We start from the raw sequence: 20613 nt of genomic DNA, 5'->3' as shown, positions 1-20613 counted from the left end.
CTGCCGCTCCCTGCAAGCAGGGCGCTCGACTTGCATGTGTTAAGCCTGCCGCCAGCGTTCGTTCTGAGCCAGAATCAAACTCTCAGGTTGAGTTTTGATCCCGACGCGCTTGGCATTCAAAGTTCTTAACGGGATTGTCATTCGACCTGTTTGACCAGATCGAAATCAATCGTCGTATAAGAGAACGCTTCAGCGTATCGGTGTTCAAGTGGTGGTCTGACCCACCGCAGAACGCCGCCGCCTGCGTTTCTCTTTCCAATCCAACAATGTCAAAGAGCCGGGCCGTCGATGCTTCCGCTTCGGAGCCCGAACTGCTTGAGCCCGTGTGGGCCGCCGCAGCAGGGAGCGCGGTGTTTAGTCCGCGCCGTTTTTGAAGTCAACCGGCTTTTCCAGCATTTTCAGCAGAAGGCGCAGACCGGAGGATTTTCTTTCGAAAACCTGCCGGCGGAGACTGCATCGACCGCCTATGAAAAGCTGGAAGACTGATTGTCTCCCGGTGCCGTCCGTGACCCGTTTGACCAGGCCGCTTCGAGCGAGGAGCGCGGTGTTTAGATCGCGCCACTTTCGAAGTCAATCGCCTTTTTCAGGGTTTGTGCAGCGAGCCATCCGATTGATTTTCCGCAGAAAACCGCTCGGCATTTTGACCCTCAAAACACCTATGAAACCCCGAAGACTTTTGCCTTCGCCCCTCCGGTTTGCTCCGCCCTTCAGCGGCCCTCCCCGGCGAGGAGCGCGGTGTTTAGTCCGCGCCGTTTTTGAAGTCAATCGCGTTTCTTCAGGGAATGTGCAGTTCGTTGGGAGACCGCCGAAACGGCAACAAACTTACTGAACCCGGTGCCTCATATTCGACTCACCGGCCCTATAAACGAAAAAACGCCAAGACCTCGTATAATAAGTAAACGGCGCCGATCCGCAAGTGAAAACCTGCGCCCAGCGCCGTCGGGAGCGCCCTTCTACAGGAAGGCCGGATCAGCGCAACCCCTCTTGCAGCAATTATCTGATCTTTTTCCCGCCGTGCCGGGTTGGCGCCCTGCCCTGCAAGGCGAACCCGGTGTGCAGAGAAATATCAGGACAAGATGTAATCGCGCATGGCGGTGGTCTGGGCCTCAGCGTCAGCAATCTTGGCGTTGACCACATCACCGATAGACTCGATCCCCGCGGGCTTGCCGACCTCTAGTACCGGCAGGTGTCGAACCCGCCGGTGTGAATCACTCTTACGTAGACACCCGGCTTTGGCTGGGCCAACGTTTCACTAAGCAGGAACCTGCCATGGCGCGAAGGGAAGCCCCATGAGTTATCAGTCACGCATCCGCAAGGATCTGGAACGCTGGATCGAAGCCGGCTGGGTCGATGCCGACCAGCGCGACGTAATACTGGGCGATGTCGCCAGCTCCGGCCGGGCCTGGAATGCAGCGGGAGCGCTGTCGATTCTCGGGGCCGTCCTGCTCGCCATGTCCGCGATCAGCTTTGTCGCCGCCAATTGGGACGCCATGCCCAAACTGCTGGCCTTTGTCTTCCTGGTCACCGCGATCTGGGGGGCGCTCCTGGGCGCTGGCAAGGCCTTCGACCGGAATGCCCCGACGCTTGGCCATGCCCTCGCCTTGCTCGGCGCACTGCTGTTCGGCGCCGCGATCGCGCTCACGGCCCAGACCTTCAACATGTCTTCTTTCCGCAATACCGCGGTCCTGATCTGGGCCTTTGGTGCGCTGGCGACAGCCGTGATCATCCCCTCGCGCCCGCTACTGATCCTGGCGACCGTACTGAGCGCTTTCTGGGTGACGCTAGAAATTTTCAACCCCGCCGCGCCGCAGATCATGTGGAGCTATCTCGCGGTTTGGTCCCTGATGATGGTAGCGGCCGCGCGTCTTGGATCGCGCGTCTCGGCGAATCTCCTCGGTCTCGCCCTGTTGTTCTGGGTCTCCAATGCGATCTGGCGGGAGCTGGGCCAATTCACCCCGTTCGACGTCGAGATCATCTCCCTGCATCCGCTCATCTACGGCGCCCTCGCCCTGCTCGCCGCCCAAGGGCGCAATCGTGGCATAGCTGGCCTCGGCGTCATATCCGCCTGGCTCGGACTGGCGGCCGTGATCGGCGGCGCGGTCTTGCAATGGCCATTGGGCGGGATCCAGACCGAGGTCCGCGAGTACGGGATGGATGCCGACGAACTCTATGTCTCCGGCGCCTATTGGCTGTCTGGCGGAATCGCCGTGGCGGCGGTCGCGGCGCTCTCCTTCCTGCAAACCGGGGAACTGTCGCGCCGCGTGCTGACCAGTGCCAGCCTGACAGCGGCCGCACTGGCCGCCTTTGTCGTGCCGCTGATCGGACACATCACCGCGCCGGAAGTGATTTTCGTCGTGCGCTTGTTGATTGGCGCCGCCTACTACGCCCTCTGCGTTGCCCTGATCCTGATCGGGTCGCGCGACGGCTTCCGGACTACCGGAACGATGGGCATTATCGGCTTCACGCTGCAGACCTTCTATGTCTATTGGGAGACTTTCGAGGGCCTGCTCACCGCATCCGTCTTCTTCCTCGGCGCCGGCCTGCTTCTGTTCGGCCTCAGCTTTGCGCTGATGCGATGGCGCTCGCGATTGCTGCCGGCCGGCAAGGGAGTGACGTCATGAGCTTTATGATGCGTCTTGGCCTCGTCGCCCTGATCATGACGGGCTTTCTCACCGTCATGCTGACCAGTCACGCGCTCAAGCGCGCGGGCGGTACAGAAGTCACCCTCGCGGTTGAAGGCTATGACCCGCGCGATCCGCTGCTCGGCTATTACAGCCGTATTCGTATCTCGCTGGCCGAACTCGACGCCGTGGTGCTGGATGGCGACGACGGCTTCGAAATGGGCGACGACATCTATGTCAGCCTGGCGCCGGGTGACGACGGGGTCTGGATCCCGACCGCGCTGCACCAGCACCGCCCGGCAACGGGCACCATCATTCGCGGCTATGTCACCGGAACCACAGGGCCCGCCTTTGAATGGGTCAACCAGGTCGCCCCGCAGACCGGTGAGGTTGAGCGCGTGCGCGTCGAGCGGGAGCGACAAGTGATCTACGTCAATTACAACCTGTCACGCTATTACGCCTCGCGGGACACGGCACAGGAGCTCGACGGTATTTTACGGGATTCCAGCCAGTCACCGCGCCTGATTCTGTCGCTGCAGGACAATGGCGACGCCCTCATCAAGGGGCTCGAGATCAATGGCGAGCGCCGTTATGAGCGGCTCTGGTAGCCACTAGCGACGGGCAAAGATCGGCTGCAGCACCGGGAACAGGACGGCGCCGGCGACCGTGCCGCCGATATGGGCCACCCATCCGATCGGGATGGGAATGCCAATCCCGACAATGCCGATGACGATGTTCAACCCGGCCCAGGGCAGAGCCAGACGCAGCATGCCGCGATAGCCGCCCATCACCCAGCCCGCTGCCGCGATCAGCCCGGACACACCGGTTGAGGCGCCGCCCATAGTGGCTGCCTCAGCGCCGCTGAAGGCGACTTGCGCCGCAGCACCGGCGACCGAACACAGGGCGAAGAACACCAGGAACCCCAGCGTGCCGCTCGCATCAGTCCCGAAACTCGTCCCCACAGCGCGACCTGCGCTGACCAGGACGGTGAGATTCATGGCGATGTGTAGAAGGCCGAAATGAATCAGGATGTGGAGCAGATACGGCGCCCACGGTCCCAGCGGCTGCTGCGGCGCGACTTGCCCCGGTCCCGGCGAGACCACGACCGAGGCAGCAAACACCCAGCGCTCCAGCTCGGGGGCGATGAACGGAAGCAGTGCGACCCCCACGATCGGAAGCGCAATAAGCAGCACACCCGGCGGTATATTATTGAAAACAGGTTCGCGCGAACCGCCTCGAGGCGGTTCATATCCGTCATCGTCCCGCTCCGGCACACTCATCCCCTGTCAGCGCTCCCAAATTGGCCCATTACGGCCCGAAATCTTGGCATCCACGCGATTCCCCTAACGAGAGAACAGCATTTCAGCCACTCCCGTCTGGCACGCGCGTTGCACCTATCCCGGTACGATTTGACCGAGATGGACACAAGGCCATGCCCAAAGCTGTTCTTTATACCGTCGCCGCAATTGCCCTCGCAGTCGCGATCGACACCGGCGCCCAAGCGCAAAGCGTACAGACGTCCGGCGCCTGGGAACAGCCCTATGGCGTGGCTCCGGGGCAGACGACCCAGCCCTGGTCCGGCGCGCGCTCCAGCGCAGGTGCCGCAGCGGGAGCTGCTGCACGGTCGCAGGCGGGCAATCGTGTGATCATTGACGGCGTCATCCAGACCGGTGTCGGCGTTTCCAGCCAGACCGGCATGTTTGGCGGCGGTGTTGGGTCGTCCGCAGCGGCGATCGGCAACCAGCTGAACGTCAATGTCTCCGGCCAGTACAACACCGTCATCGTCAATTCCAACCAGATCAATAATGGCGACATCAACGCCAATGCCGATGCGAATGGATATGTGAGTAGTGCCAATGACCCCGACTAAGCTTCTCATCTCCGCCCTAGCGAGTGCGCTGGCCTTGACCGGCTGCGCCACCACCAATTCGACCGGTGGCAGCGACGGGCTTTACGCGCAGCCGATCGGCGGCGCCCCGGTTGTCGCCAACCCGACGCCCTATTCCGAGGCGCTGGTCTGCCTGGCCAATTACGCCCGGGCCAATAATCTGCAATCGCCGCGCATCGCCGTGGGCCGGCTGTCCGATTATACCGGCCGCGCTTCGCTGGAGGGCGGCGCCGCGCTCACCCAGGGCGCCTCGCTGATGGCGATCTCGGCCTTTGCCAAGGCCGGTGTGCGCCTGGTCGAGCGTTTCGACACCTCGGTTTCCGAGCTGGAACTGCGCTATGCCAACAACTCGCTGATCGGCGATGAGGACGGCAATCAGCGTCAGATCTACGCCGCCTCCCTGCCCGGTTCCGACTATCATCTGGTCGGCGGCATTACCGAGCTGAACTATAATATCCGCTCCAATGGCGTGGACGTACTGGCCGGCGATCGCATCGACAGCGACCCGACGGGCCTGTTCAACCGTCGCGCCTGGGTGATGAATATCGGCCTGGATCTGCGCCTCAATGACACGCGCTCCATGGAGACGGTCGATGTCATCTCCTACCAGAAGCAGATCATCGGTCGCGAGATCAGCGCCGGCATCTTCGCCTTCTGGGATGAGGCCGTGATCGACATTTCCGCGGGCGGCCGCTCGCTCGAGCCGGTCCAGCTGGCCGTGCGCTCGGTGATCGAACGCGCCGTGCTGGAAATCTCGGCCCAGCTCTACGGCGTCGACCCGGCTCAGGCCTGCCACTATGCCGATCCGATCGGCGGATCGACCAATTCCACCGGCGGCATCGCCACCCACCATGCAGCTTACGGCTCCCAGGAGACCTCGAATGTTCAAGCGCGCCAGACTGTTAGCCACGGCCACGAGCGTCGTGATGACCATGTCCGCAGCTACGTTCGCGGACGATACAACTGAGATCCTGAACGGCCAGGTCAATCTGGATGCGGCCATCAATGCGGTCGTCACCACCGAAACCGACCAGGCTGACAGCGCCACCACGACCGCCATCGGCATTGCCAATGCGCTGACCGTGGACGTAATCACGCCGCATGATGTCCAGTCGAGCCAGGCTTTCTCCGGTTCGGTTGCCACATCGGCCACGACCACAGCCCGGATCACCGACGGCGTTGCGCTGACGACCTCCACGGCTTTCGGCAATACCGCGTCGGTTCTGACCGATGCCAATATGGATCTGGTCTCCGAGCAGAGCGCGGCGGACGGCTCGACCGTGACCTCGAACGCCCAGCTCAATGTCGGCAGCTATTCGATCTCCTCGGTCACCACGGCAACGGCCAGCGCCAATGCCTACGAATCCATCGCCTCTGGCGGCGAGACCAATCTTGATCTGCGCCAGGACAGCGGTGCAGCGGTAACGGCTGATGCCTATGTCCTCGCGCCCGATGCGGGCCTGGGCTATGGCGCCGCCGCCATCGGTGCAGCCAATGGCAATAGCGTGCTGGTTGAGGGCTATATAGGCGCCTCCCAGATCGTTGATGTCGACCAGACCAATCGCGGCGATGTCACCGGCCGCGTGCGCATGGATGCCGGAGGCACGGCGATCTCCAGCCAGGCCATGGCCTCGGCCAATGGCAATGCCGTGCGGATCCAGAATGAAGACGGCTATGCCCACCTGCAGGGCGGCCAAACCAATTCCGGCACGGTTACCGCGGACGCGGAAATCCTGGTCGGGAATTTCGATGCCGACGCGCTGACGGTCTCGTCCGAAGGCGTCGGCAACTCCGCCATCATCTCCAATCTCGGCGCCGACGCCTTTATGGGCCTGGACCAGAACAATACCGGTGCGGTCAATGCCCGCGCCAATTTCGCCGGCGATGCTGGCGGCAGCGTGATGATGTCGGCCACCGCCTTCGGCAATGCAGCGACCAGCTATATCTGTTCGGAATGCCCGGTGACCTCCTATGGCAATATGAACCAGGTCAACGACGCCAATGTGTCCTCGGTCGTCACCGGCCAGATGACGACGGGCCAGAACATCTCCGGCACCGCCACGGCGATCGGCAATTCCGCGACCTTCCGGACCTCGAACGGGTATTGACCCAAACCCGGTTCGCGCGCCGCGCCGACCCACAACTGTCGTGACGCGCAAACTAACCCCGGCTGGCAACAGCCGGGGTTAGTTGTGTTGGGGTGTCGAATAAACGGGGGCAAGTTCCGGTTTTCTCCGGATCTGCTCACCGATAAATACTTGTCCCAATTTAATCGACGCCGGGCTCCCCCGCGGGCTGGGACGCCGGAGGTGATCCACATCACGAGATAAACGGGGGGCCTGCCCATTACTCCCGGGCTCGTATCCGCGATGGCCCTCACTCTCGCCCCGCACAATCATTCAAGAAACAGCGCGCGCACCGAGATAGACCCGGGGGTATTCACCACGAATGGATCGCCCATGGCCGCTCTTGCATCGGACATCCTGCGCCGCGCTTCCGCGCTGTTTGATCTCACCTTGATCATCGGCACGCTTCTGCTGCTGAAAACAGCCTTGCTGAACATTGATGCCCTCTGGAGCCTGGCCGGCCCAGTTGCTCTGGTCGCCGCCCTGACCCTGGCCACCTGGAGCTTGCGTCGCCGCGGCAAGGGCTGGGCGGATCTCGGTATGGGGCGCCCGAAGTGCTTTTTCTGGACCGCCATCTGGACGGTGGTGGCCCTGGTTGTGACGATGGGTGTTGGCATTCTCGCCGACGGCCTGGCCACCAGCCTGATAGCTCCACCCAGCGAGGCGGTGCAGGCGATTGATGAGCGGTTTTCCGGGCGCTTTGATGCGGTCCCCGGCAATCTGTCCGCCTTCCTGTTCTGGCTCGCCATCGCCTGGGTGATCGGCGGGTTTGTCGAGGAAATGCTGTTCCGCGGGGCCTTGTTTGAACGCTTCGAAACCGTGTTTTCCGGTCTGCCCTTAGCCGCGGTCCTGGCGGTGATGTGCCAGGCCGCGCTGTTCGGGCACCAGCACCTTTACTATCAGGGCGTGGCCGGCTGGGTCGCCACCGGGGCCATCGCCGTGGTCTCCGGCCTTTTATACCTCGCCTTCAACCGCAATCTCTGGCCGCTAATCCTGTCGCACGGGCTGAGCAATACGATCGGGCTGACGCTGATGTATCAGGGCATGGCCAGCTAGACCGGACCAGCGATCAAAAAAAGCCCCGGCTGAAGTTCAGCCGGGGCAGGTCATGCCGATGGCATGGATGGATCTGGTTTGAAACGGGATCAGCGATAACCGCCGACACCGCCGTCGAGCATCAGTGTCATGTTGAGGCTCTCGCGCTCGGCAACACGCTCGTATTCGGTGATGACTTCGGTGCGGCGCATATAGAAGACTTTCTCCCCCGGACCGTAGCGGCGCAGGAGGGAGCGTTCATTGCAATTGCGCTGCGGCGTCTGGGTGGCGCAGCGCAGCTCGCCCCCCGGGCTGTGCCAGAGCGCTTCACCGCGGCGGCACATAATGGTCTGGGCTTCATCCCACCAAGCTTCGCCCTCGAGGCGCCAGCCGACCGTGACCTGAAGCGTCGTGCCGGCCATGCAGCGATACACTTCGCCATCATAGATGGCCGGGATTTCCTCATCCGGGTCGACCTGGGAGGCCGGGTGCGGATTGCCGCGATCATCCAGGCAGACGGCCCGCATCATGCGCCATTCCTCGATGATCTCGATGCGCTCGTATTCTTCTTCATACTCGCGCTCAACGACACGCAGGCCGGAAATGGCCGTAGGCGCCGGAGCGGTGGACGGGGCGTAATAGCTGCCACCGCCGATGAAGGTGATCGAGCCAGCGCCGGCCGAGGAGCCTGCCCCGGCGTTGGCGGCCGCATTGGCATTGGCCACCGCGCTGACATTGGCATTGACGTTGGCCGTCACATTGACGCTCGAATGGATATTCACGCCGACATTGATATTGCCGCCATGAATATTGACGTGCGGGACATTGACCGTATGGCCGCCGCCATGGGTGCAACAGCCGTGACCGCCGCCATGACCGCCACCATGGCCGCCGTCATGCGGCGGGCCACCGGCGCTGGCCGGGGCTGCTGTCAGCGCCATCACAGAGGTGGCGATCATCAATAAAGCGTGCCGGGCTGATACGCGCATGGCCGTGCTCCTTTGCTCTGCCCCTGTCCATTGCAAACCTCGGGCCGGTTTAAGGGAAGTCCGCTCGCTTGGCCGGGGAGCCCTGCTGGGACTGGTCGCTTTTGAGGCGTATGGCCCCGTTCTTGAAGCTGAGCGCGACGAACAGGGGCGGCGTTGTGCTGCCCCGGGAATACCGGAGAGCGTCATGCGCCACGCGCAATCACGAGCGCTTCATACCTATTGGCAGACCTTGCGTCTGGGCAGCGCCGCGCCGCAGCGCGAGGATATCGCGCCGCAGGACATCTCCGAACTGCTCGGCCATGTCTTTATATTGCGCCGTATCGATCCGGCGCATCATGTCTTCCGCCTGGCCGGCACGCAGCTGTGCGATCTCTACCAGCGCGAATTTCGCGACCAGAACTTCCTCAGCCTGTGGCGTGGCCATGATGCGGTCCATGTCCAGGCCGTGCTGGAATCGTCCCTGTCCGGGGCATCGCCGGCTTCCATGGTGGCGCGCGCCAGCTCGATGGACATGCACCAACTGCCGGTCGAAATCTCCGTCTTCCCCTTGCGCGGACCGGAAGGCGTGGTCGACCGCATCCTCGGCCTTTTCCAGCCGCTGGATGATACCGAGCCCTTCCGCGGACGCCCCGTCGTCCGCACGACGCTGCGCGAGATTCGCCCGCCCGCCGTGCCCGGACATCTCCTGCCTGTCTCGCGGCGGCACACGGGGGACATGCAACTTCACATCGCGAATGATCACTAGCTGCAAAGGGTTCTTAACCCCTCTGTTCTAGCCTCACAGACTGGAACGGAGAAAAGGCCATGACTGACGAACCCGGACGTCTTGACCGTCGCAAGATCAAGATCGCGGCCCGCGGCTCCCAGGAGCGGCGCCGGCATGCGCGTGTTTCACTGCGCTTGCATGGCCGTTTCTGGTCAGAAGTACACGGTGAACATGCCTGCCGCCTGATCGACATCTCGCCCGGCGGTGCGCGCATCCTGGCCCGCCTCAAGCCGGCACAGGGCGATCGCATTATTCTCCTCGTCAATGGCATTGGCCGCCTGGAAGGCGAAGTCGTCCGCACCGGCGAAGAAGACTTCTCGATGGCCTTCCGCGCCACTGACCGGAAACGGGACAAGCTGGCCGATGCCATCACCTGGCGCTTCAACAAGGAACGCCTCGGTCTGGACGAAGACCGCCACGCCCCGCGCAAGCCGGGCCGCGGTCGCGCGCGCATCCGCCTGAGCGATGGTGTGGTGATTGCCGCCAATGTCATCGATGTCTCGGTCTCCGGCGCAGCCTTTGAGTGCCTGGAACGGCCGCGCATCGATGAAGTCGTTCGTGTCGGCGAGATGTCAGGACGTGTGGCGCGCATTCTGGACAATGGCTTTGCAGTCGTGTTCGATCCGCCTGAAGCGCAGACGAATGACAGCGAAGCAGCCTAATTCGCCCTAGATCACGTTTTAGTCGCTCAAGATGAGTATGGTTGGGATGCGGCCCGATTCTTGCCGCATCCATGCCCTAGAGAGTATGAGTGCAAGTGCGAGAGAGAGTGTCATGCCCCGCGATGACGGAATCGCTATGTCCTGGTTTGTAAAGGTCGAAGGCCAAATCTATGGCCCCTATACGCCCGCCCAGATGCGTGCCTTCGTTGGCGAGGGCCGCATTGCTGCGCACTCGCTGGTCAGCGAGGAGCGTGACGGCGAATTCGCGGCCGCTTCCGGCCAGGACGCGTTCAGCGACTGGTTTTCCGAGGAGAATGGCGGCACCCAGGTGGAAAAACGCGTCACACCCGGCGCCCGCCCGGCCAATTTCGTCATTGTCGGCGAAATCACGTCTGACAAGGCCGGCGAATTCCGCACCGCCCTCTCCGCTTATGGCGATGTCGAATCGGTCACCGGCGGTGTCTGGCTGCTGCGCGGCCCGACCACGGCGGCCGTGCTGCGCAACGAACTCAGCCATGTGCTCGATCGCCAGGACAAGCTCCTGATCATCGACGCCTCCCATGATCGTGCCGCCTGGTTCAACCTGGGCAGCGAAGCAGATCAGAATATCCGCGACCTGTGGGGCCGGGCCGGCTAGGTCTCGATCAGGCGCAGATCGGTTTTGTGCCGTTTTGAATTCTCGACATAGTGATCGGCTGAGGCCTTGAGCAGCTCGGCTGTGCCTTCATCCAGCGTGCGGATGACCTTGCCCGGGGCGCCAACGACGAGGGAATTGTCAGGGATTTCCTTGCCTTCGGGAATCAGGGCGTGGGCGCCGATAATGCAGTTCTTGCCAATCTTGGCGTTGTTGAGAATGCGCGCGCCGATGCCTATCAGGGAGTAATCACCGACCTCGCAGCCATGCAACATGGCATGGTGGCCCACGGTAACGCCCTTGCCGATCTTCAGACGGATGCCGTGATCGGTGTGCAGCACGGAGAGGTCTTGGACATTGCTGTCCTCACCGATCTCGATCCAATCCGTATCACCGCGAACGACGCAGCCATACCAGATGCTGGCATTGCGTTTGAGCTCGACCATGCCGATGACGCGCGCATCGGGCGCCACCCAATACTCACCATTCTCCGGCAGTTTCGGCTCCGAATCGCCAAGTGCATAAATCGCCATCGATGTCCGCCCCCAAAATTTTGTGAAATATCCACGACGCACGCGTTTAGATTCTTTTCATCACGCTACACTGACACTGTACACACGATTCGGGACTTGGTTTCCGGGTCGCATCGGAAACTCCAGCAGGAGGCTTTGCAGTCACATGTGTTGTCTGCATCCAAGTCCACCACCCGGTTCCGGCCCTCAGCCCCCGAAGCTGCCGGAGTTTTCCGACTCACCCTTATCGCAACGCGTTGTCGCCCCTCTGCCTGTCGCTGAGGGGTTTTTCATGTGTGGAGGTTCCAGTCATGGGTAAACGGTCCGTCAAACGTCGTCTGAAAGCCGGAGAGTTCAATTCCGGTCACTACCAGTCCGAGGAGGACAAAGTGCAGGCTCTTTTCCCGGGCACCCAATGGTCGCCTGACGATAAGGAACCCATGCGCGATCAGCGCTTCATCAAGAAGGTCAAACCGCGTTCGCCCGGTCAGGAAAAACTGATGAAGGCGGTCGATGTACAAAATCTCGTGCTCGCGCTCGGACCGGCCGGCACCGGCAAGACCTATCTCGCCGTCGCCAAGGGGGTTGAGGCGCTGGAGAAAGGCGAGGTCAGCCGCATCGTTCTTTCCCGCCCCGCCGTCGAGGCCGGCGAATCAATCGGCTTCCTGCCCGGCGCCATGGAAGAAAAGCTCGCGCCCTATCTGCGCCCGCTCTACGACGCCCTCGCCGACCGGCTGTCACCGAAAAAGCTCAAGGCGATGATGGCCGAAGGCGTTATCGAGATCGCCCCGATCGGCTATATGCGCGGGCGCACGCTCAACAATGCCTTCGTCGTCGTCGACGAGGCCCAGAACTGCACCTATGTGCAGCTGAAGATGCTGCTGACGCGCCTGGGCTGGAACTCGACCATGGTCATTACCGGCGACCCGGCCCAGTCCGACCTGCTGCCGGAAATGTCCGGCCTGGCCGAGATTGCCAACAAGATGGAAGACCTGGAAAACATCTCGGTCTGCCGTCTCGAGGCCAAGGACATTGTTCGCCACCCGCTGGTCGCAACCATGTTGACCGTCCTCTAGCGCCGCAAACAGGTTCAGAAACCGGACGGCACGCGCCCCGCCCCGGGCCGTCTGGTTTCTTTTTGAAACATTGACGACACACCTCAGCAGCGCGATATTACAGGCAGTTGGGAGGGGTGAATGCCTTATACGCGTACATTCAATGCCCAGGCGCGCCGGTTCGAGGCGCATTTTACCGGCAAGGTCACGGCCGACGAGATCGTTCAGAACTATATGGAAATGATCCAGTCGCCCGAATGGGGGCCGGATGTCGTGCGCCTGATTGTCATCGAGGCGGGCAGTGATCTGAGCGACATTACCCTCGGCCTGTTCCAGAATCGTTTTGTCCAGCTTCTTGAGGATACGGCCGACATCGCCGGCCCGCCTAACAAGAATGCCTGGGTCTTCGAATCAGAACTCACCGCGCCCATCGGCCAGCTCTGGGAGCTGATGCCCCAGACCGGTGAGCTCGACGTGTTTCGCGTCTTCCGCACGCGCAAGGCCGCGCTCGACTGGCTGGAGAGCTAGTGCACCGTCACCGGCTTGCGCCGGAAGCGCACCAGATGGCGCAGGGTCAGCGGGTGCTTGGTCGTGGTTTCCAGGCCGAGATTGCGCATGCGGAACCGGGCTTCATCCGCACGGCGGCGTGAACGCACCACCTGGATCACTACGTAAAGCGCCAGCAGGCTGGTGACGCCCAGCCGGGTCACGCCCAGATAATCGGGAACAAAGAGCCAGATCAGAATAGTCGCGAAACAGGCCACGATCAGATCCATGGGCCACCCCTCACCGGCATTGAAATAGGCAATAGCCGGAAACACGGTCGGATCGATATCGCCTTCCGGATCGACTTTTTTCAGAAGATCCTCGAATTCCGCCTGCTGCTGGGTATAGACCGCATTGAGGACAGTATCGGAATTGATCGGGGCGGCGTGCGAAGGCCAGTCGCGATTGAGTTCCGCGCAGGCCCGCATGAGCCATTCCTCATCCTGCAATCGTCCGCGTGCAAAATAGCCGCTCATCACTCACCCAGCCCGATCTCGTTCAACAACCAGCCGGCAGCCTGGGACGGCGTTTGCCGCTCCAGATCCACAAGCCGGTTCGCTTCGCGCATATCGGTACTGTCGATGGCGCCGACAAGGGGCGCGAGCGCATCGGCGAGCCCGGCGCGGGCCGCAGCTTCCGGCGAGAGCAGGATCACAGCGTCATAGGGCGGCAGCACGCCAAGCGGGTCGTTCAGTACTACCAGGTCGTAGGCCGCGATACGGCCGTCGGTCGTATAGGCGGTGATCAGATCGACCTGCCCGTCACGGACGGCGTCATACATGAAGGTCGCATCCATCGCCCGGGTCGACATGGCACCAAACCCATAGGCATCGCGGGTACTGATCCATTCCGAGCGTGTGAAAACCTCGGCATCACCGCCGACCTGGAGATCGCGGGCATGCGGCGCCAGATCGCCCAGAGCGCGGGCATCCAGCTCAGCGGCGCGGTCAGCCCGCATGGCGAAGCCATAAGCGTTTTCAAACCCGAGACGGCCGAGGGTGACGATGCCATACTGCTCATAGAGCCAGCCCGACATCTCCGCGAACATGGCGTAGCGGTCGACCGGCTCCGGCCGGTTCATGATCGTGGCCCAGATCGTACCGGTATAATCGACCAGGACATCAATCTCATTGGTGCGCAGGGCATCGAAAACGATGGTCGAGCCCAGATTATCGCGGCGCTCGACCTCTGCGCCCTCGGCTTCGAGGACGGTCTCGATCAGATCGGCCAGGATGTACTGCTCGGAAAAGGCCTTGGCCCCGATCCGCACCCGCGCGCCCTGCAACGCCCCCTCTTCCGCTCGCAAGCGCGTCGGCGTCTCACCCTCTGCGAGGACGGGCGCCGGTGCATTCACGGGCAATTCGACAAAACGTGGCAGGGTTGCCGCCATCAGGACGATCATCAGGGCGCCGCCGACGCGGATGGCTAGTCCCTTCTGACGCTCCCGGGCCGCCACTTCCATCAGCCGGATCAGTTGATCGAGGACGATGGCCAGGCCCGCAGCGAACAGGCAGCCGAAAATCACGGACAGCCAGTTCCGGGTCTGCAGACCGGCGAAGATATAATTGCCAAGACTCGGCGCCCCGACCGGGGTCGCCAGGGTGGCCGCACCGACGACCCAGACCGTAGCTGTACGCAATCCGGCAACGATCACCGGCAAGGCCAGCGGCAGCTCGACTTGCCAAAGTCGCTCCCGGTCCGTCAGCCCCAGACCTCGCGCCGCCTCGATCACCCCGCGGTCCACACCCTGCAGCCCGACAATCGTATTCCGCAGGATCGGCAGAATGGAATACAGCATCAAGGCCATGAAGGCCGGGGCATAACCGATCGTCCCCCCCAGCAGCGGCACCATCAGCGCCAGTAGGGCCAGGCCCGGAATCGTCTGGATTACGCTGGCAATATTCAACACGGTATTGGCGAGGTGACGATGCGGGGCCGCGAAAATGCCCAGCGGCAGACTGATCGCCATGCCCACAGCCAGGGCGGCGACGGACAGCAACACATGACCGGATAACAGGTCCGGAAGCTCGGCAAAGCGTTCAGCGAGATTGGGATTCATGCGTCCAGCTCCGCAATCGCACGAATCTGACGCCGGGGCGTGTCCAGCAATTGCGAGACGTAGGCCTCCGACGGGGCCCGCAGGAGTTCGCGCGGCGTCCCCTGCTGGATGATCTCGCCATCGCGCATCACCGCGATCCGGTCGGCCATTATCAGCGCTTCGGCCATGTCATGGGTCACCATGACCGCGGAAAAACCAAGCTCGGTCTGCAAGCGTTTGAAGTCTTGCTGCAGCGTGTCACGCGTGATCGGGTCAAGCGCGCTGAAGGCCTCATCCATCAATACCAGGCCCGGATTGCCCGCCAGGGCGCGGGCAAATCCCACGCGCTGGCGCTGCCCGCCGGACAAGGCTTGCGGATAGCGCTCGCCGAATTCGTCGACATCGAGCTGGACCAGCTTCATCATTTCCCGGACACGCAGCTCGCAGCGCGCCGGTTCCCAGCCCAGAAGCTTGGGTAGAATGGCGATGTTTTCGCGCACGGTGAAGTGCGGAAACAGACCATCGCCCTGCATCACCCAGCCGATCTGACGGCGCAGATGCACAGGATCGATACCAGCAATATCGCGCCCCTCAAAAACAATCGAACCGCCTGAAGCTTGCTCCAGGCGGTTGATCATTTTCAGAACCGTCGTCTTGCCGCAGCCGGACTCACCGGTCAGCGCCAGCAGCTCGCCGGGTGCCAGCGACAGGTCGACGCCGCGAACGGCCTCCACGCCGCCGGCATAGGTCTTGGCGACCGAGCGCAGCTCGAGGATTGGCGTGGCTGGATCAGCCAAGTTCTTCTAGGTCGATATCCAGAATGGTGATCTCGAAGGAGTAGGACGTTTCGCCCTCATCGATGATCTTGGACACGACGCCCAGGCACTCGTCGCCGAGATGGATCTCGGCACACTCGTCCGGACGATTGCGGCGCTGGACCTGAAGGTCGGGGTTGAGCTTGCCGCGCAGGAATTGCTGCAGCTTGGCGGCCTCAACCGGGTTCATATTCTTATCCAAAATGCGTCTCCTGAAGGGGATTCGAATTGGCGCTAACTAACCCCAATTCCGCCCCTGCCGTCCACCCGCTGGCCTGATTCACCCGCGCGCGGATCAATCCAGCGAATTGTCCGGAATGTTCTGGTCCATGGAACGGGCCGGTTGCGGGCAGCAATCGCCGACGATCCGGGCCGGCACGCCGGCGACGGTGCAGCCTGCCGGAACCGGCTTGAGCACGACAGAACCGGCGGCGATACGGGCGTTATCACCGACCGTGATATTGCCGAGCACCTTGGCGCCCGCTCCGATCAGGACACCACGCCCGACCTTGGGATGGCGGTCCTCATGCGAGGCACCGGTTCCGCCCAGCGTGACCTCGTGCAGCAATGAGCAATCATCACCGACAACGGCCGTCTCGCCGATCACAACCGAGGTCGCATGGTCGATCATCACGCCCTTGCCTATACGGGCGGCCGGATGGATGTCGAGACCGAAACGCTCGCTGATCCGGCTTTGCAGATGGAAGGCGAGCGTATGCCGCCCTTCTTTCCATAGCCAATGCGCGACGCGATAGGCCTGCAGGGAATGGAAGCCTTTGAAATAGAGGAAAGGCTGTAACAGGCTCACACTGGCCGGGTCACGCTCATCGATAGCGAGCATATCGGCCGAGGCCTGTTCGACGATTTCCGGATCGGCCTTGATCGCTTCCAGCGCCACATCATGCGCCAGCATGGTGTCGAGCTGGGCATCGGCCAGCTTCGCTGCCAGACGGTAAGCCAGGGCATCGGCGAAATTGTCGTGACGCAGAATGGCAGCGTTGAGGAAGCTGGCGAGGATCGGCTCTTCCGCCGAGGCTGCCGCGGCTTCAACTCGCAGACGGGCCCAGACGGAGTCCACGCCGGTACGTACTTCGATCGGGCTGCGCGGTTCGCTCACAGACATGTTCTTTTCCTTCCCCGGGATCCCTAGACCCCGATCACCGGCGTTTCAGCATGGCCGCGCTCAAGCCGGGATCCAGCAAGCCGTTCGACGCCATGTAGTGCGCCTTGAGCAGAATTGCCACACTCAGCGCGTCAGTGATCTTGCCCGAAACCGCCTCCTCCAGGGCATCACAAAAATGTAAGCGGCGTATACGCAGCTCCTCTGTGCCCTCCGGATCCGGCTCACCCTCGCTCAATCCGGTGGCGATGTAACCGATGGCATTTTCATCGGTCACCGAGTTGGACAGCTGCATGCGGAGCATGTCCTGCCAGTGCTCGGCGGTCAGCCCGGTTTCCTCGGCCAGCTCGCGCCGGGCTTCCTCCAGCGGATCGGCATCAAGCCGACCACCGCCTTCAGGCACCTCCCAGCTATAGCGGTCATGCGGGAAACGGTGCTGCCCGACCAGAACAGTCGTGCCGTCTTCGAACAGCGGCAGGATGGCGATGGCGATATTCTTGAAGTGAACCACGCCATATTCACCCGGCTTCCCGTCCGGCTGGGTCACATCGAAGGCGTCCAGCCGCAACCACGGATTCTCGAACTTCACCGCTTCGCTGTGCAGTTTCCAGGGGCCTCGCTTGTCCATCACATACCGCCTCACTCCTTGCCAGAGCGCCTAAGCCTATTCGGCCGGCTCTATCAAGTCGCCCTTGGGTTTGGCATGACGCTTCAACGCCTCGACCAGACGCGCCCGCTTTTCCTCGCCGCGCGCCAGCAGCACAAAGGCCGAGGGTGCCAGAATGAGGGCCAGGACCGCCGATCCGGACACCCCCCCGACCATGGCCGCCGCGAAGGGAAGCCAGAAACTGTCGCCATCGAGGATCAGCGGCACAAACCCGCCGATCGTGGTGAGCGTGGTCGAGATGATGTGACGGGTGGAGTCCATCACGCCCTGCACCACGGCGCCCTCTTCCAGCGCCACAGCGGCCGGGTCGGCCTTCAATCCCGACAGGACGACAATGGCTCCATTGATCGCCAGTCCCATCAACCCCATGGCGCCGACAATGGCGTTGAAACCCAGCGGCGTGCCGAACAGCCAGACACCGAACATGGCCAGTCCGATGGACAGGAAGGCGACGAACAGGATCACGCCGGCATAGCGGAAGCTGTTGAAGGCCAGGACGACGGAACCGATCATCAAAACGATCAGCGGCACGGCCGTGCCCAGGAGGTTGCCAACAGCATCACCGCGCTCGGCCGCCTCACCGCCCACCAGGAGCTCATAACCCGGGGGCAGTTCCAGCCCGGCCTCATCGAGTGACTCGAAAAAGGAGGCCAGCGCCGTCGCCGGCAGGGTGAAGGGATCCAGATAGGCGTAGATACGGTTGATACGGCGCCCGTTCTCGTGCGGGATCTGAGCCACTTGCGGGGCCAGTTCGATATCGCCCAGTGCCGCCACCGGGCTGGCCAGAACCTCGCCGCCGCGGGTCGTCAACGGTGTGCCGCTGACATCGGTCAGGGTGGTCCGGCGGGCCTCGCTGGAGACGATGCGGACCGGGAGTTCCTCAACCCCTTCCAGCACGCTGCCACCGATCACGCCATCGAGATCGCTGCGCAATTGCCCGGCCAGGTCGGTCAATCGAAGCCCGGCCAGTTCAGCCGCGGCCTCGTCCGCCATCACCCGGGCGACCGGCTCTCCCATTTCCAGCTGGGCCAGGGTGTGGGTCACTGTCGGCGTGCGGGCCAGCAAGGCGCGCAGCTCATTGCCCAGCCGGTCAAGTTCCTCCAGTTCCGGACCAACGACGACAAGCTCGATCGGGGCCGGGATTGGCGGGCCTTGCTCAAACGGCAGGGTCAGGATCCGGGCTTCCGGGAATTCCTGCATCACCCGCTGCTGCAACTCCGGCAGAATACGCGCCGTATCCTGCGCCGAGGTGGTGCGGACAAAACCGGCGGCGAAGTTGGAAATGCCCGACCGGTTGCCAACCACATTATAATAGGTCCGCGGCGCGCTTTCACCGATCACCCAGGTGACGCGCTCAACCCCGTCATAGCTCTCGATCACCTCACGCACGCGCTCGGTCTGCCGGCGTGTCTCCTCGATCGAGGCCGTAGTCGGCAATTCCATCGTCACCTGGAACATGTCGCGGTCGGTCGGGGGGAAGAACTGCATCGGCAGGGTGGAGACCGCGATAAATCCGGCAATCGGCAGCAGGACCGAGGCGAAGATACCGATCCAGGGACGCGCCACAACGACCTTGAGAATGCCGCGATAGAGCCAGGCCAGAGGCGCGATATTCAGCCCCGTCCGCCAGAAACGGCGCGGCCCGCCATCGATTTTCGGGTCGTCGCACCAGGCCGCCAGCGCCCCCACCACCGTCATCGCCAGCAGGAAGGAGGCGGTGATGGCGAAGATCACCGAGATGCCGATCATGGAAATGAACTCGCCCGCCGCGCCCGGCATCAGGGCGATCGGGGCGAAGGCGAAGACGGTTGTCAGCGTCGAGGCCAGCAATGGTGCAAACAGCAGGCGTACGGCGCCATCCAGCGCCTCAAGCGGCGACAGGCCCTTCGAGCGCAGGAGGCGGTATTCCTCGACCACGACGATGGCATTGTCGATCAACAGCCCCAGCGCCACGACCAGGCCGGTCACCGACATCTGGTGCAGCGGCTCGTCATACAGGCGCATCATCAGCATCACGGCCAGCACGGTCAGCGGCAGGGCGGAGCCGACGATGAAGGCGGCGCGCCAGCCCATCATCAAGAACAGCACGCCGAACACGATCAGCGCGGAATAACCCAGATTGCGGGCCAGACCATTGAGTCGGCTCTCGACATAATCGCCCTGGCGGAAGATCGTCTCGACATCGATACCGGGAACACTGGCCGCGAACTCGGCAACGACTTCATCTGCCGCCTGGGCCCAGAGGTCTGCGCGCAGATCCGGCTGCAGGTAGGCAGCCACCAGAACGGTGCGCTCACCATCAGTGGTCGCCATCGTGGCGGCCGGCAGGCGCTCACCCTTCTCGACCGTCGCGACATCGCCCAAGCGAACGAAATCACCGCTGCGCCCCTCGGTCAGGGCGATGGCGCGGATGCGGTCGACGCCGTCGAATTCACCATCGACCTCAACCCCGAGATCCACGCGTTCCCCGCGCAATTCACCGGCCGGTGTCTTGGCATCGGCCGCACGGGTCAGGCCGGCAATGTCATTAACCGTCAGCCCGAGGGCCGCGAGCGTTTCCGGTTCGACCTCGACCCGGATTTCTTCCTCGATGGCCCCGAAAATATCGGTTTCTTCGGTCCCGTTGAGATTGCGCAGATCGCGTTCCAGATCGCGTCCGAGGCGGGACAGGATGGCGGCATTTTCTTCGCCCGCATCGCTCCAGGTCAGGGCGACGATCAGGGTCGCCGCGCCAATATACTGACGCTGGACGTCGGGGGCGCCGGAGCCATTGGGCAAGACGGGGCGGACCGTGTCGACCTGTTCGCTGATCTTGGTCCAGGCCTGGTCGACTTCGGTAGCGTTGAGGTCCTCGCGGATCGCGAGGCCGACAACAGAAATGCCCGAACGGGAGGTCGAGAAGGTCTCGTCAATCTCCGCCAGCTCATTTATCACATCTTCCAGCGGTTCCGTAATCAGCGCTTCCACGCGCTCCGCCGAAGCCCCCGGATAGGGTGTCACGATGGTGCCGAAGCGTTCGGTCAGGGTCGGGTCTTCCTGGCGGCCGAGGGAGAAGAAGGCTCCCAGTCCCGCCGCGATCAAGAGGATCACGGCGAGCACGGTGAGGCGGTGATAGCGATAGAAGAGCGTGGGCATGGCG

The 20613-nt window shown here is 62.7% G+C and carries 21 protein-coding genes and 1 rRNA gene; 11 read left to right on the top strand and 11 right to left on the bottom strand.

What is annotated here, in order from left to right; all coding sequences use genetic code 11:
* Positions 1 to 90 (bottom strand): 16S ribosomal RNA (locus Q1V51_RS06620); the annotation flags it as partial.
* Between the two features lie 1199 nt (positions 91 to 1289).
* Here Q1V51_RS06620 and Q1V51_RS06615 point away from each other — a divergent pair.
* Both Q1V51_RS06615 and Q1V51_RS06610 read left to right on the top strand, forming a co-directional pair.
* Positions 1290 to 2621 carry a DUF2157 domain-containing protein gene (locus tag Q1V51_RS06615; protein WP_300554412.1) on the top strand — a complete coding sequence of 444 codons (1332 nt, stop codon included), beginning with the start codon at positions 1290 to 1292 and terminating at the stop codon, positions 2619 to 2621.
* The gene (locus tag Q1V51_RS06610; RefSeq protein ID WP_300554410.1) at positions 2618 to 3229 is read left to right on the top strand and encodes a GDYXXLXY domain-containing protein; all 612 of its coding nucleotides are present in this window, start codon (positions 2618 to 2620) and stop codon (positions 3227 to 3229) included. The genes Q1V51_RS06615 and Q1V51_RS06610 overlap by 4 nt, the downstream gene beginning before the upstream one ends.
* A 3-nt stretch (positions 3230 to 3232) precedes the next feature.
* On the opposite strand, the gene Q1V51_RS06605 is transcribed toward Q1V51_RS06610, so the two are convergent.
* Complete coding sequence (locus tag Q1V51_RS06605; RefSeq protein WP_300554408.1) at positions 3233 to 3895, bottom strand: rhomboid family intramembrane serine protease; 663 nt, start codon at positions 3893 to 3895, stop codon at positions 3233 to 3235.
* A gap of 158 nt (positions 3896 to 4053) precedes the next feature.
* Between Q1V51_RS06605 and hfaA the strand changes: the two genes are divergently transcribed.
* The 4 genes from hfaA to Q1V51_RS06585 all read left to right on the top strand — a co-directional run bounded on the left by hfaA (position 4054) and on the right by Q1V51_RS06585 (position 7691).
* The gene (gene hfaA / locus Q1V51_RS06600; RefSeq protein WP_300554405.1) at positions 4054 to 4491 is read left to right on the top strand and encodes a holdfast anchoring protein HfaA; all 438 of its coding nucleotides are present in this window, start codon (positions 4054 to 4056) and stop codon (positions 4489 to 4491) included.
* The gene (hfaB, locus tag Q1V51_RS06595; RefSeq protein ID WP_300554403.1) at positions 4478 to 5476 is read left to right on the top strand and encodes a holdfast anchoring protein HfaB; all 999 of its coding nucleotides are present in this window, start codon (positions 4478 to 4480) and stop codon (positions 5474 to 5476) included. The genes hfaA and hfaB overlap by 14 nt, the downstream gene beginning before the upstream one ends.
* Positions 5436 to 6617, top strand: coding sequence for a holdfast anchor protein HfaD (gene hfaD, locus Q1V51_RS06590; RefSeq protein ID WP_300554400.1), 1182 nt, complete (start codon positions 5436 to 5438; stop codon positions 6615 to 6617). Before hfaB ends, hfaD begins: the two co-directional genes overlap by 41 nt.
* Before the next feature lie 351 nt (positions 6618 to 6968).
* Positions 6969 to 7691 (top strand): CPBP family intramembrane glutamic endopeptidase, encoded by a 723-nt coding sequence (locus Q1V51_RS06585; protein ID WP_300554398.1) that lies wholly within the window; start codon positions 6969 to 6971, stop codon positions 7689 to 7691.
* Positions 7692 to 7780: 89 nt separating this feature from the next.
* Here the strand turns inward: Q1V51_RS06585 and Q1V51_RS06580 are convergent, their stop codons facing one another.
* Positions 7781 to 8659 carry a hypothetical protein gene (locus Q1V51_RS06580; protein ID WP_300554396.1) on the bottom strand — a complete coding sequence of 293 codons (879 nt, stop codon included), beginning with the start codon at positions 8657 to 8659 and terminating at the stop codon, positions 7781 to 7783.
* A 184-nt stretch (positions 8660 to 8843) separates the two neighbouring features.
* On the opposite strand from Q1V51_RS06580, the gene Q1V51_RS06575 reads away from it, so the two are divergent.
* The 3 genes from Q1V51_RS06575 to Q1V51_RS06565 all read left to right on the top strand — a co-directional run bounded on the left by Q1V51_RS06575 (position 8844) and on the right by Q1V51_RS06565 (position 10724).
* Positions 8844 to 9404 carry a PAS domain-containing protein gene (locus tag Q1V51_RS06575; protein ID WP_300554393.1) on the top strand — a complete coding sequence of 187 codons (561 nt, stop codon included), beginning with the start codon at positions 8844 to 8846 and terminating at the stop codon, positions 9402 to 9404.
* A 59-nt stretch (positions 9405 to 9463) separates the two neighbouring features.
* The gene (locus Q1V51_RS06570) at positions 9464 to 10087 is read left to right on the top strand and encodes a PilZ domain-containing protein (RefSeq protein ID WP_300554391.1); all 624 of its coding nucleotides are present in this window, start codon (positions 9464 to 9466) and stop codon (positions 10085 to 10087) included.
* A 136-nt stretch (positions 10088 to 10223) separates the two neighbouring features.
* Positions 10224 to 10724, top strand: coding sequence for a DUF4339 domain-containing protein (locus Q1V51_RS06565; RefSeq protein WP_300554389.1), 501 nt, complete (start codon positions 10224 to 10226; stop codon positions 10722 to 10724).
* Here the strand turns inward: Q1V51_RS06565 and Q1V51_RS06560 are convergent.
* Complete coding sequence (locus tag Q1V51_RS06560) at positions 10721 to 11254, bottom strand: gamma carbonic anhydrase family protein (RefSeq protein WP_300554386.1); 534 nt, start codon at positions 11252 to 11254, stop codon at positions 10721 to 10723. The genes Q1V51_RS06565 and Q1V51_RS06560 overlap by 4 nt on opposite strands.
* A gap of 290 nt (positions 11255 to 11544) precedes the next feature.
* Here Q1V51_RS06560 and Q1V51_RS06555 point away from each other — a divergent pair, with 290 nt between their 5' ends.
* Positions 11545 to 12309, top strand: a complete 765-nt coding sequence (locus Q1V51_RS06555) for a PhoH family protein (protein WP_300554384.1) — start codon at positions 11545 to 11547, stop codon at positions 12307 to 12309.
* A 120-nt stretch (positions 12310 to 12429) separates the two neighbouring features.
* Positions 12430 to 12816, top strand: coding sequence for a hypothetical protein (locus Q1V51_RS06550; RefSeq protein WP_300554382.1), 387 nt, complete (start codon positions 12430 to 12432; stop codon positions 12814 to 12816).
* Here Q1V51_RS06550 and Q1V51_RS06545 read toward each other — a convergent pair.
* The 7 genes from Q1V51_RS06545 to Q1V51_RS06515 form a co-directional block, all read right to left on the bottom strand.
* The gene (locus tag Q1V51_RS06545; RefSeq protein WP_300554380.1) at positions 12813 to 13310 is read right to left on the bottom strand and encodes a hypothetical protein; all 498 of its coding nucleotides are present in this window, start codon (positions 13308 to 13310) and stop codon (positions 12813 to 12815) included. The genes Q1V51_RS06550 and Q1V51_RS06545 overlap by 4 nt on opposite strands.
* Complete coding sequence (locus Q1V51_RS06540; protein ID WP_300554377.1) at positions 13310 to 14893, bottom strand: ABC transporter permease/substrate-binding protein; 1584 nt, start codon at positions 14891 to 14893, stop codon at positions 13310 to 13312. Before Q1V51_RS06540 ends, Q1V51_RS06545 begins: the two co-directional genes overlap by 1 nt.
* Positions 14890 to 15669, bottom strand: a complete 780-nt coding sequence (locus Q1V51_RS06535) for an ATP-binding cassette domain-containing protein (protein WP_300554375.1) — start codon at positions 15667 to 15669, stop codon at positions 14890 to 14892. Before Q1V51_RS06535 ends, Q1V51_RS06540 begins: the two co-directional genes overlap by 4 nt.
* Positions 15662 to 15889, bottom strand: coding sequence for a DUF3126 family protein (locus tag Q1V51_RS06530; RefSeq protein WP_300529369.1), 228 nt, complete (start codon positions 15887 to 15889; stop codon positions 15662 to 15664). The genes Q1V51_RS06535 and Q1V51_RS06530 overlap by 8 nt, the downstream gene beginning before the upstream one ends.
* A gap of 93 nt (positions 15890 to 15982) precedes the next feature.
* Positions 15983 to 16810 (bottom strand): serine O-acetyltransferase, encoded by an 828-nt coding sequence (gene cysE, locus Q1V51_RS06525; protein WP_300554373.1) that lies wholly within the window; start codon positions 16808 to 16810, stop codon positions 15983 to 15985.
* 34 nt (positions 16811 to 16844) lie between these two features.
* Positions 16845 to 17435 carry an NUDIX hydrolase gene (locus tag Q1V51_RS06520; RefSeq protein WP_300554371.1) on the bottom strand — a complete coding sequence of 197 codons (591 nt, stop codon included), beginning with the start codon at positions 17433 to 17435 and terminating at the stop codon, positions 16845 to 16847.
* 36 nt (positions 17436 to 17471) lie between these two features.
* A complete protein-coding gene (locus Q1V51_RS06515; RefSeq protein ID WP_300554368.1) occupies positions 17472 to 20609 on the bottom strand; it encodes an efflux RND transporter permease subunit in 3138 nt (1045 codons plus the stop codon).
* Positions 20610 to 20613: the final 4 nt, after the last annotated feature.

The organism is Maricaulis sp., assembly GCF_030149235.1.
Taxonomy (GTDB): domain Bacteria; phylum Pseudomonadota; class Alphaproteobacteria; order Caulobacterales; family Maricaulaceae; genus Maricaulis.
Note: the sequence above shows the minus strand (reverse complement) of the source record. Positions and strands in the feature narration are given on the sequence as shown.